The following is an 11,420-nucleotide window of genomic DNA, read 5'->3' as shown; positions in this document are numbered from 1 at the left end:
GGACGGTTCCCCTCCTTGTGTAGATGTCGGTGTCATAGGCATGTGTGTCATGCTGTCCCAGTGCACTGCTTCGTGATGACTGTCACTAGGAGCATAGTTACTTTATCTTATATAGCCTGTAACACTTCCACCAAACCCACATTGGGCACTTTCACCCCTTAGAACAGCCTGTATGCAAGCTAAAAGGGAGCTGGGTAAAAAAATGCCCCGGAATACCGGGGAAAAGGGGCGGATTAACAATTTTTACGAAAATTTTACATCCGAAACAATTAACCCCAGATAGGGACGTAATAACCTTTTCGATAAGCGCTTTAACAGGGTAAAACACCACGTAAACCCACCATTTAGGGGACTAAACCAACACTTCAAACCCCTAAACCAAGCACTAAGGCACACCTCTTAAGCGCGCTATTTAAGGCAACGCAGCCAAAAACGGCACCCCGGCACGAGCACACGACTCGCACCGGGGCGCCACTTATATAGGAAGGCAACGCCTCCGCATCTAGTGCTAAGACCTTAGCTCTTAGCGTTAGGCTCCGAATCCGGCGAAGCCTCCGAGTTCAACGACTCATCAATACGAGTGCGGGCAGAACCCTGCATACCCTTCAGATCCTGCGCGTCCTTAGCAGCCATCTCCGGAGTAATCACCGGGATCGCGCCGGTCGCCGCACGGGCAATATCAACAGCCGGCTCAGTCTCCAGGGTCGTCGCCAGCGCATCCTCACGAATGAAGAACAGAAGCAGCGTAGACACCAGACCCAGCGGCACCAGGTACAGGAACAGCGGAATCAACGCATCGTTATAGGCATTCACAATGATGCCGTGCACCGGCTCCGGCAAAGACGCCACCAGCTCAGGAGTCAGAGACGAAGACGCATGGCTACCCGAAGACTGCAGCGCCTGCTGCGGCATACGCTCAGAAATCAGCGAGGTCAGACGCGAGGTAAACAGACCACCCACCAGCGAGGCACCCACAGTAGCACCCACCTGACGGAAGAAGTTATTCGACGCCGTCGCGGTACCAACCACGCTCACCGGGAACGCATTCTGAACAATCAGAGTCAAGAACTGCATGGACATACCCAGACCGGCACCCATCACCGCAAGGTACACACAGAACAGCCAGGTCGGAGTCTCAATAGTCACGGTCGACAGCAGGAACAGGCCCAGCGCCACAATCGCGGTACCGCTCGTCACGTAACGCTTGTAGCGACCGCTCTTCGACACCACGCGGCCCGTCACAATGGACACCACCAGCATGACACCCATCATCGGGATCATCAGCAGACCGGCCACCGTAGCGCTCACACCCAGCGCCATCTGCAGATAAGTCGGGATATACTCCACCGCACCAAACATTGCCACACCCAACGCCAGCGAAGCGCCCAGAGTCAGCAAGAAGTTACGGTTCTTGAACAGGTACATGGGCATGACCGGCTCAGCCGCACGGTTCTCCACCGGGATGAACACCAGCGCAGCAACCACCGAGAAAATTAGCAGACCAATAATCTGCGGCGAAGCCCACTCGTACTGGTTACCGCCCCAAATCGTGGCAAGCACGAGCGCACTCGTACCCGCCATCAGAATCAGCGAACCAAGGTAGTCGATGCTGTGCTTCTCACGCTCACGGAACGGGCGGTGCGGCAGCAAGAAAATCACCGCAAGAATCGACAGAATAGCCAGCGGCAGGTTCAGCCAGAACGCCCAACGCCAACCCGGCCCCTCAGTAATCCAGCCACCAATCAGCGGACCAGCCACCGACGAGAACGCAAAAACGCCACCGATAATACCCATGTAGCGGCCACGGTCGCGGGGAGGAATCACATCAGCAATCACAGCCTGAGAAAGAATCATCAGACCGCCGCCGCCCAGACCCTGCAGGGCACGAGCAAAAATCAGCCAGTTCATGTCCTGAGCGAGCGCACCAACAATCGAACCCGCCATGAACGCGACAATCGCAAAAATCAGGAAGGGCTTGCGTCCGAACTGGTCAGAAAGCTTGCCGTAGACCGGCATCGTAATCGTCGAAAGCAGGATGAAAATAGTAATCACCCAGCTCATGTGCTCCACGCCGTGAAGCTCACCCACAATCGTGGGTAGCGACGGCGCCAGAATCGTCTGATTCAACGAGGACATGAGCATCACAATGACCAGGCCCAAGAACATGGCGCGGATGCGGTTTTTGCTTTCCTGCTTAGCCTCGCCGGCTGGCGGCTGAGGTAGCTTCTTTTCCTCTGTACTCATCGATAATCCTTAGTTACGTTCTATATATGTCTGTTGTGAGTATCCGCCGGGCTCTGGATTCAGTTTCCGGCGGGCTTTTGTAGTTTGTAGCAGTGAACTGCCGCTAAATTGCCGGTCGGTTCTGCTCAAAAAGCAGGAACTGGAAGGTCTTTACCGTCTGGCGGATATGGCGGGCGATATCCTCTTTGTCTTCCAGGTCGCGGGCGAACTCCAGCTGACGAAGCACCGCGGAGGCAAGCTGGACCTTTGCGCGCGATCGCTCCCGGAAGTGATCGGTCAGCGGGTCAGCGGGGGTTCGGCGCGGGAAAGGGCCGCGGCGACCGGCAGCATCAAAAGCCACCCAGTCAATAGTGTTCAGGTACTCGGTGAGCACCTGTTCGCACTTCATGTAGTGCATTTTCATTCGTTTCGCGGACTCGGGGAACTCCTGAAAGGGAGCTCGGGGGTCCTTGCCATTGGCGTAGTGGAAGCTCTGGAAAATGACCTCCCAGAGAAGGTGGGTTACACGAATGATGGTGTTGTCGTCCTCGTGGGCGCGGTCTGTTTCGAGGATTTCCTCGCTGACCACCGGTTCACGCAGACCCAGAACGGCGTCCTCTTTGGAGGGGAAGTAGTTGAAGAAGGTACGCGGGGAGACGCCCGCCTCCTGGGCAATTTCTTCAACGGTGGTTCCGCGCATCCCGTGGTCGCGGACGCGTTTGAGGGCTGCTTCGTGGATTGCCGTCCAGGTTTGTTCGCGGCGGCGTTCGCGAAGGCTCTGTTCCTTTTTCTGCATAACTGCAATTATTTCACCACTGCAGACAATGCTCAAGTGCATTTTTAGCGTTAAGGCTCACAGCAAAGCCAGCTAAGCTCCACCCCCACCGCCAGCACACAATACCGGCACATCACATACGAAGCGGCAAACCCGCTCCCCCAAACCCCACACGAAATACCGGCATAATAGACGGGTGAACTTGTTTGCCCCCACCTACCTCGACTTCCTGCCCGACTGGCTGCGCCTCGCACTCGGCATCGCCGATATCCTCATCCGACTCGCAGCCCTCTTCTGGCTCCCCTACAACCGCAAACCCGTGGTTGCACTGGGCTGGCTCATGGCAATCTTCTTCATCCCCTTCGTAGGGTTCATCGCATTCCTCGTCTTCGGCTCCTCGCGCCTGCCCGCCTACCGCCGCGCACGCCAACACGCCATGAACGACATGATCCGCGAAGCCAGCGAAAACAAACCCTTCCTCGCCCGAACCGACGACCTCTCCGACCCCGCCAAGGTAGCCAGCCAACTCAACTACACCCTCGGCTCGCTCCCCCTGGTCGGCGGCAACCAATTCACCCTCCACACCGACAACCACGACGCGATGGTCGCCATGGCGGAAGAAGTCGACCGCGCCACCAAATACGTGCACTTCGAGTTCTACATCACCGCCTACGACGAGGCGAGCGCAGTCCTCTGGGACGCCCTCTTCGCCGCCCACAAACGCGGTGTACAGGTGCGCGTACTCATCGACCACATCGGCTCCCGCAAATACCCGTCCTATAAGAAGCTCGTGAAAATGCTCAACGACTCGGGTATGCAGTGGCGCCTCATGCTGCCGCTCAAACCGTGGAAGCTCAAGTGGCAGCGCCCCGACCTGCGTAACCACCGCAAGGTCCTCGTCGTGGACGGCCGCGTCGCGTTCTCCGGTTCGCAGAACGCTATTCACCGCTCCTACGATCTACCCGAAAACATTAAGAAGGGTCTGGAATGGAAGGACCTGACTTTCTCCTGCACCGGCCCCATCGTTGAAGAGCTCAACGCCATTTTCGTCTCCGACTGGTACTCCGAAACGAACCAGCTGATCCTGGCAGAAATTAACACCAACATCCCCTACTACGAGGATGGGATGCGCGCCCAGGTTGTTCCCTCCGGGCCCGGTTTTGAAACCGAAAACAACCTGCGCCTCATCAACTACTTGATCTACAATGCCGAGCGGCGTATCACCATCTGCTCGCCCTACTTCGTGCCCGAAGAGACCCTACTGCAGGCACTCACGAACGCCGCATACTCCGGTATTGAAACCACCGTGATTGTGTGCGAGAAGGGCGACCAGTTCCTACCGAACATGGCGCAGCGCTCCTACTACGAGCAGCTGTTGCAGGCGGGTGTGCGTATTCTGCAGTACCCCAGCCCGACCGTGCTGCACTCCAAGTTCATGATGGTCGACGACGAAATCGCGTTCATTGGCTCGTCCAATATGGACCCGCGTTCCTTCTCGCTGAACATGGAAGTGTCAACGTTCGTCATTGACCGCAAAATGGTGGCGATGCTGGATGAAGTATGCGCCGAATACGAGCAGGTCTGCACCGAGTTGCTGTACACCCAGTGGGCGGAGCGTCCGCGCCGCATCAAGATGGCGGAGAACCTCTGCCGACTGTGGTCATCGCTCCTCTAAATAAAAGTGCCCACCCGGATAACCCCGGGTGGGCACTTTTATTGTATGAGGCGCTATCGCAGGATGCGCCAGGCCACAAGCTAGAGCACGGATACGTATTAGAGCAGACCAGGGGCTACATCGGTTCGCCCGGGCCCACCAAACCGGCGGAGTGCATCCACCACACGAAGAGCACCACTGCAATGTAGAGGACCGTGCACAGGCTCAAAGTAATGATGTGGCGGCGGCGAGTCATGCTCAAATACCCAATAAACTCACGGATAAAAGCATTCACCGCAAAATACACCTTCGTACGAGCCCCCGCGCCCCAGCATTTCAGACCCAGCGAACGCGCCAGCAGCAACGCACGGAACAGGTGGTAGCTGGTTGTTGCCACAGCAACTTTCGGGGTTTTGCCCTCGGCAACCTCCGGCATCAGGGCGTAAGAGAAGAGCAGATTCTCGCGGGTGTTCACCGCGCGGTCCTCCACAATAATGTCCGTCTCGGGAATACCACGGGATACAGCGTAGCGAGTCATCGCCACACCCTCAGGAACCTCTTCATCCGCACCCTGACCGCCAGACATAATCAGCTTCGAGCCGGGGTTCTTACGGTAAATTTCAATGCCGCGATCAATACGACCCGCCAGCAGCGGAGTCACCTGGTCACCAATGAGACCCGAACCGAGCACCACCACATAGTCAGCCTGCTGACGGAAATTCACCAGGTTCAACACTGCCGACACAGTAAAGCCTACCGCGTAGATAGTGAAATAGGTCAGCACCAGCGAAAAATAGAAATAAATAGTGCCCCACACGCCGCCCAACGGAGTGTTCTCCGCCGGACCGGGAACAAAGAACGGACCCACAATAAGGGCAATACCGGCAGCTAATGCCAAAGAATTAGTGAGCGAAAAACCCTCACGAACAATAAGACGCACACCGCTATAAAGGAAAAGACCGGTCAAACCCAAAGGCGTAAAAATCGAAAGGATCGCCGGAACGATAACAATGAAGAACGCCAACACCAGCAAAATCTGGTTCTCTGCCACAATCGCCATTACGCCCAGGCTCGTACCCAGCAACCCCACGGTCGCAATCAGCAACCAGCCGACAAACACGCTACGGCGTTCCCGCAGGTAGAGGCAGATAAAGAGCACCAGCGAAAGCGCCGTCAGCGCATACAGCACCACCAGCGGAATATATAGAGGAGAATCAGGAGGAGGGAGAAACTGCATAAATTGGGTCCCAAAAAATAGTGTGCACCCGCTAAAAATCGGGAGAATCGAAAAAATCTTCACACAATTCTATCCCCACCGCTGTGCATCTATCACTGCAGACCCACCGCACACAAGCACACGCAGAACAAGCACACACAGAAAAAGGGCAAAAAGAAACACGCGACACCTCCGACATCGCATACCCTCGTATGCGGCGAATGCATCGCGCGTTCATTTCTACCCTGGACTAGTTTAGCGCCATAAACGGTTTCCCGTGTGGATTGAAGAAGGTTTAATCTGCAACCACTCCGGCGCAAGCAAACGAACAGCCTTCGCACAACCCGACAAAGCAGTAATAATCGACTCGCAACGCTGATTAAACTCGCTCTGATGACGCTTATCCACAATCTGCCCCGGAAAATGGCGATGCATCTTCGACACAGAGTCGCTACTCTCCTGCAAACCGTGGCCCGTATGACCCGGAACATGCTTCACCAGCACACGCTTCTCGCGGATAGCCTCCGTCAAAGCACGCATCTGAGCCACCACACGCTCATCCTGAATACCCTCAGAAACCCACGCCTCAAAAGCCCAACGGCTATGCGCCAAACGCAACACAAACGTCAACGCACCCAAAGAATCCGTATGAATAATCAGGCGGCGCGAACCGCTATGGAACACCGTATAAGCCGCCAACATCGCAGACAGCTCACCGGTCATAATGTTCACGCCATCATAGTGGGCATGAAAATAGAAGCCGTCCTCACTCACGCCGGCGATACCCATACGGCCGCCACGCTGATACTTCTTATTGTGAGTCGAACGGAACGAACAATCCGTGAAAACGCTATAGTCCTGCAGCTGATCCAGCGGACGAGGGGTCAGTGCTTCCTCCACCATCTCATCCACGGCGGTACGTGCCGCACACACCTCAGCCTGCATCCGCTCATACGCGGGCGTGCCAGCAAGCTTCACATGCACTTCACCCAAAGAATGGTTATCGTACGGGTCCAGCACCTTCTCAAAGGCGCGGTACTCCATAATCCCCTTCAACTGGTCGCAATCACGGAAAAGATGCTTCAAATTCTTACGGTCAGCAGCAATCGTCACCAGGTTCTGACGGTACTGCTCAGGAACCACATCCCACGCAGAAAGCACGGCACGACCCAGCAGACGCGGATGCACCTCATCACAGCACTCCATCAGGGAATGAACGTGAGTGAAAAGCATCGGCTCCTCATTCACCACAGTGCGGGTGCCGTCCTGCTTAGAAATAAAAACCACCGTCGACAAGGCTGAATAGCAAAAACCCTGCGCCTTACGATGCTCCTGAGCCACCGCAATCACAGCAACGCCCTGATCCGTGTACCCGGCAGGGTACGAGGCGCTATAGTCGGGCGCCTCCCAGGTCAGGGTGCATCGTTTGATATGCGCCGGTGAAAATCCCATGAGTGTCACCCCCCATGCGTGCCATACCGCTTCTCCTTCCATTCATGCGGTGTATCGTCCTCATTCTTTTATAGGTCGAAAAGAAAGGGGCACGCAAATATAAAACACCTTTTTTACAGTTAGCGAATGGAATAACCGCAACTCCTCTCACACACCGGCACAACACAAAACCCAGCACAAAACACAGCGTGAGAACACAGCGCGAGAAACCCCCGCGCATACCTCACCGAGGCGCGGGGAAAGGTGTACGGTAAAAGAGTCATATACGACGCGGCAACCGCCGCACCACCCCACAAGGAGAGCCCCATGATTGGTGTCTACGCCGGAGTATCCGTCAAGCCCGAGCACGTCGAAGAATTCCTCAAGACCATCGAACCGCTCGTGACCGCAAGCCGCCAGGACGAAGGCAACGTCAGCTACGACTTCGGTGCCGTCTCCGACACCGACTTCGCATTCATCGAGCGCTGGGAATCCCAGGCACTGCTCGAAAAGCACATGGGCACCGAGCACTTCCAGAAGGCTGTCGCCGCATGGGAGCCGCTGCTCTCCTCCGAGCTGGACGTTCGCATCGTCAACTTCCGCTAAGCAACGTTAAAGACCGAGGTGCCCGGCACCCCCTACGCGAGGGGTGCCGGGCACCTTCGTATGTCAGCCATGGAGGCATACCAGCCTTGGAGGCGAGCGCGGCTACTAGCGGCGCTCTCGGCTTATCGGCGCTCTAGGCCAACCTCCATCGAATCAAGTGTGAAACCATTCGTCGCGCTCACGCAATGCACCTTACCGGTATTCACCGACTTGCAGGTGTAACCGTACGCAGTCACCACCTGACCGGTAGACAGGGCAACAATGCCCTCAGTATTCACCGGCTCCGGGGTGGCGGTCTGACCGACCAGGCTCACCTCGGGCGCCTGGCCCTGCACCATGTGCACGCGCTGCTGCGCCTTACCGGATGCGGCATCCCAGCCCTCCAGGGTCACGCCCACCATCGCCTGGCAGTCCACACCCGACGGGGTCACCGAGCACGCGACCTTAGAGTCCGGGCTGGTGAAACGCAGCGCCTCAACAGTCTTCGCAGAATCACCCTGACCGAAAGTGCCGCCACCGTACGCTTCAGCGAAAGTCAGCGTACCCGACAGCATGCGGGTCTGTGCCGGAATCAGCGCCAGGCGCGGCTTCTCAACGCTACCACCCTGCGTGAAGCAGGCACCCGTAATGTAGTCGCGGCCCTGCACCTTCGTAGCGCACTGGTACCACTCAACACTCGCCGCGCCGTCCTGGTTCTTGCGGCTGTTGAAGAGGCGCACCGCCTCCTGAGCCTTGGCACAATCCGAACCGTCATACACGTAAATACCGGCGGAACCGCCCAGCAGACTCGTCACGCCACAGCGAGTACCAGGATCGATAGTGCTCACGGAGCCGCTCGCCGTGGCGTATGCCGCCTCGTACTCGGCGTTGGTGCTCGGCTCATTCGTGGGGGTCGCCACCGAATCGTAGGTTGCAGGGGAATCCAAGCCGGCAGAGATCTGCACAGTATTCGGCTTCCAGGAACCATCCGCCGCGGTGAACAGGGTCTTCGCATCAACGGACGCCGAGGAAGTCGCGACCTTCATCGGGGCGGTTTCAGAATCATCAGCCTGAGGCTGGGCAGAGCAAGAGCTCAAAGCGAGCGCACCGATGCAGGCAAGAGCCGCCAGGGCACGGCAAGTAAAGGCACGCTGTGCGCGTGCGGGCAGGGTAATCATGAATACGTCCTCGTGAGGGTTGCGAATTGCATTGTGTTGAGTGGTTGTGCTGAGTCGGTGAATCGGGTACCTAAATACCTTCTTACACCCTACTGCACCGCAACTGACAAGGCAATACGCCGCACCGGACTCTCAAAAACGTTAAAAAGGTCGGCACCCCGCCCCGCAGAAAAACTGCAGAACAGAGCACCGACCCTTAGGGGCAAGAATATTAAATTCTCACACGATACGTGAGGGGTTTATGCGTCCTCAGGCAGGATACGCACGCCACCCTTATCAGCCGAAGCAGCCAGCATACCGTACACCTTCAGGGCGTTCGATACGTGACGCTCACGCGGCTTGGTCGGACGCCACGGTGCGGCACCCTTCGCCTCGCGGCGAGCAGCCAGCTCCTCATCCGAAACGTTTACACGCAGGATGCGGTTGTTCACGTCAATCTCAATCTCGTCGCCGGTCTGCACCAGGCCGATTGCGCCGCCAGCAGCAGCCTCCGGGGAGACGTGACCAATCGAAATACCGGAGGTACCACCGGAGAAACGACCGTCAGTGATCAGCGCGCACTTCTTGCCGAGACCCAGACCCTTCAGGTAGGAGGTCGGGTACAGCATCTCCTGCATGCCGGGGCCGCCCTTCGGGCCCTCGTACTGGATGACGACAACGTCGCCTTCCTTCACGTTCTTCGACAGAATCTCGTGCACAGCCTCGTCCTGAGACTCGACCACGAAGGCGCGACCCTTGAAGTGGAACAGCTCCTCATCAATACCTGCGGACTTGATGATTGCGCCGTCCTGGGCGATGTTGCCGTACAGGACCGCCAAGCCGCCGTCCTTGGTGTAGGCGTGCTCGACCGAACGGATGCAACCGTTCTCAGCGTCAGTCTCGTGGGACTCGTACTTGTTCGCGGTGGAGAACGCGTGGGTGGTGCGCACGCCGCCGGGAGCTGCGAGGAACAGATCCTTCGCCTTCTCGCTCGCCTTGCCGCCGCGGATATCCCACTCGTCCAGCCACTCGTCCAGCGAATCAGCGTGAACAGAATGAACGTTCTTGTGCAGCAGACCGGCACGGTTCAGCTCACCCAGCAGGGCGGGAATACCACCGGCACGGTGCACGTGCTCAATGTGGTACTTAGTGGAGTTCGGGGCGACCTTCGCCAGGCAGGGAACCTGACGCGAAATACGGTCGATATCCTTCAGGGTGAAGTCGGCACCCGCCTCGTGCGCAATCGCCAGGGTGTGCAGCACGGTGTTGGTCGAACCGCCCATCGCCACATCCAGCGCCATAGCGTTCTCGAACGCCTCCTTGGTCGCAATGGAGCGGGGCAGAACCGACTCGTCATCCTGCTCGTAGTAGCGCTTAGCCAGCTCAACGATGCGGCGGCCAGCATCCAGGAACAGCTCCTTACGAGCAACCTGAGTAGCCAGGGTGGTGCCGTTACCGGGCAGCGCCAGACCAATCGCCTCATTCAGGCAGTTCATGGAGTTCGCGGTGAACATACCCGCACACGAACCGCAGGTCGGGCACGCATTCTTCTCAACCTGAGCGAGCGCAGCGTCACTGACGCTATCGTCAACAGCCATCACCATGGCATCAATGAGGTCGAGGCGGTGCTCAACAATACCCTCAATGCCCTCGCCGGACTCCATGGGGCCGCCAGAGACAAAGATGGTGGGGATGTTCAGGCGCATAGCCGCCAGAAGCATACCGGGGGTGATCTTGTCACAGTTAGAGATGCAGACCAGCGCGTCGGCACGGTGCGCGTTGACCATGTACTCGACCGAGTCAGCAATCAGATCGCGGGAAGGTAGCGAGTAGAGCATACCGTCGTGACCCATCGCGATACCGTCATCAACGGCGATGGTGTTAAATTCCTTGGCGACGCCGCCAGCCTCACGAATCGCGCCGGCGACCAGCTCACCCATGTCCTTCAGGTGCACGTGGCCGGGCACGAACTGGGTGAAGGAGTTCGCGATAGCAATAATGGGCTTGCCGAAGTCATCATCGCCCATGCCGGTGGCACGCCACAGGGCGCGGGCACCAGCCATGTTACGGCCGTGAGTTGAAGTACGTGAACGCAGTTCTGGCATTGTTTTACCTTCCGTAGTGATGCAAGTACTGATTTTACGCGCGGCGTCCAACGCTCTTCAGCTCAGGGTCACTTTGGTTTCATGCATCGAAACGCGCACGAGCCTGCAACCGCCTATCGGTGGGAGTGTTGAGGCCACGGGGTTGTGCCGGATCTGCGGCAGAATTGCCCCCTTTGGGGTAGACGGGGGACATCACCCCATTATGCCCCCTAATCTGGAATGAGCCCAGGTTGCGGGCGGCGATATTCAGTCGGCGAACGCACCGGGAGGCGGC

The 11,420-nt window shown here is 57.5% G+C and carries 8 protein-coding genes; 2 read left to right on the top strand and 6 right to left on the bottom strand.

Translation table 11 applies throughout. From position 1 onward, the window contains the following. Positions 1-516: 516 nt before the first annotated feature. Both ROTMU0001_RS08555 and ROTMU0001_RS08550 read right to left on the bottom strand, forming a co-directional pair. Positions 517-2,244, bottom strand: a complete 1,728-nt coding sequence (locus tag ROTMU0001_RS08555; protein ID WP_005509237.1) for an MDR family MFS transporter — start codon at positions 2,242-2,244, stop codon at positions 517-519. Between the two features lie 103 nt (positions 2,245-2,347). Then, positions 2,348-3,019: a TetR/AcrR family transcriptional regulator gene (locus ROTMU0001_RS08550; protein WP_005509236.1), complete on the bottom strand. Its 672-nt coding sequence runs from the start codon at positions 3,017-3,019 to the stop codon at positions 2,348-2,350. A 175-nt stretch (positions 3,020-3,194) separates the two neighbouring features. Here ROTMU0001_RS08550 and cls point away from each other — a divergent pair, with 175 nt between their 5' ends. Continuing rightward, the gene (cls, locus tag ROTMU0001_RS08545) at positions 3,195-4,673 is read left to right on the top strand and encodes a cardiolipin synthase (RefSeq protein ID WP_044143870.1); all 1,479 of its coding nucleotides are present in this window, start codon (positions 3,195-3,197) and stop codon (positions 4,671-4,673) included. Positions 4,674-4,788: 115 nt separating this feature from the next. Here cls and ROTMU0001_RS08540 read toward each other — a convergent pair whose 3' ends face one another. Next, the gene (locus ROTMU0001_RS08540) at positions 4,789-5,889 is read right to left on the bottom strand and encodes a YdcF family protein (protein WP_155115064.1); all 1,101 of its coding nucleotides are present in this window, start codon (positions 5,887-5,889) and stop codon (positions 4,789-4,791) included. 234 nt (positions 5,890-6,123) lie between these two features. Continuing rightward, positions 6,124-7,320, bottom strand: coding sequence for an RNase H family protein (locus tag ROTMU0001_RS08535; RefSeq protein WP_005509232.1), 1,197 nt, complete (start codon positions 7,318-7,320; stop codon positions 6,124-6,126). Positions 7,321-7,626: 306 nt separating this feature from the next. Here ROTMU0001_RS08535 and ROTMU0001_RS08530 point away from each other — a divergent pair, with 306 nt between their 5' ends. After that, positions 7,627-7,905 carry a putative quinol monooxygenase gene (locus ROTMU0001_RS08530; RefSeq protein WP_005509231.1) on the top strand — a complete coding sequence of 93 codons (279 nt, stop codon included), beginning with the start codon at positions 7,627-7,629 and terminating at the stop codon, positions 7,903-7,905. A gap of 122 nt (positions 7,906-8,027) precedes the next feature. Here the strand turns inward: ROTMU0001_RS08530 and ROTMU0001_RS08525 are convergent, their stop codons facing one another. After that, a complete protein-coding gene (locus tag ROTMU0001_RS08525) occupies positions 8,028-9,062 on the bottom strand; it encodes a hypothetical protein (protein WP_005509230.1) in 1,035 nt (344 codons plus the stop codon). Positions 9,063-9,301: 239 nt separating this feature from the next. Beyond that, positions 9,302-11,146, bottom strand: coding sequence for a dihydroxy-acid dehydratase (gene ilvD, locus ROTMU0001_RS08520; protein ID WP_005509229.1), 1,845 nt, complete (start codon positions 11,144-11,146; stop codon positions 9,302-9,304). Positions 11,147-11,420 lie beyond the last annotated feature (274 nt).

The organism is Rothia mucilaginosa ATCC 25296 (assembly GCF_000175615.1).
Taxonomy (GTDB): domain Bacteria; phylum Actinomycetota; class Actinomycetes; order Actinomycetales; family Micrococcaceae; genus Rothia; species Rothia mucilaginosa.
Note: the sequence above shows the minus strand (reverse complement) of the source record. Positions and strands in the feature narration are given on the sequence as shown.

Excerpts from the sequence above, each read along its gene's own strand:
- ROTMU0001_RS08555 (WP_005509237.1), bottom strand. The coding sequence starts at position 2,244 with ATGAGTACAGAGGAAAAGAAGCTACCTCAGCCGCCAGCCGGCGAGGCT.
- ROTMU0001_RS08550 (WP_005509236.1), bottom strand. The coding sequence starts at position 3,019 with ATGCAGAAAAAGGAACAGAGCCTTCGCGAACGCCGCCGCGAACAAACC.
- ROTMU0001_RS08540 (WP_155115064.1), bottom strand. The coding sequence starts at position 5,889 with ATGCAGTTTCTCCCTCCTCCTGATTCTCCTCTATATATTCCGCTGGTG.
- ROTMU0001_RS08535 (WP_005509232.1), bottom strand. The coding sequence starts at position 7,320 with ATGGGATTTTCACCGGCGCATATCAAACGATGCACCCTGACCTGGGAG.
- ROTMU0001_RS08530 (WP_005509231.1), top strand. The coding sequence starts at position 7,627 with ATGATTGGTGTCTACGCCGGAGTATCCGTCAAGCCCGAGCACGTCGAA.
- ROTMU0001_RS08525 (WP_005509230.1), bottom strand. The coding sequence starts at position 9,062 with ATGATTACCCTGCCCGCACGCGCACAGCGTGCCTTTACTTGCCGTGCC.
- ilvD (WP_005509229.1), bottom strand. The coding sequence starts at position 11,146 with ATGCCAGAACTGCGTTCACGTACTTCAACTCACGGCCGTAACATGGCT.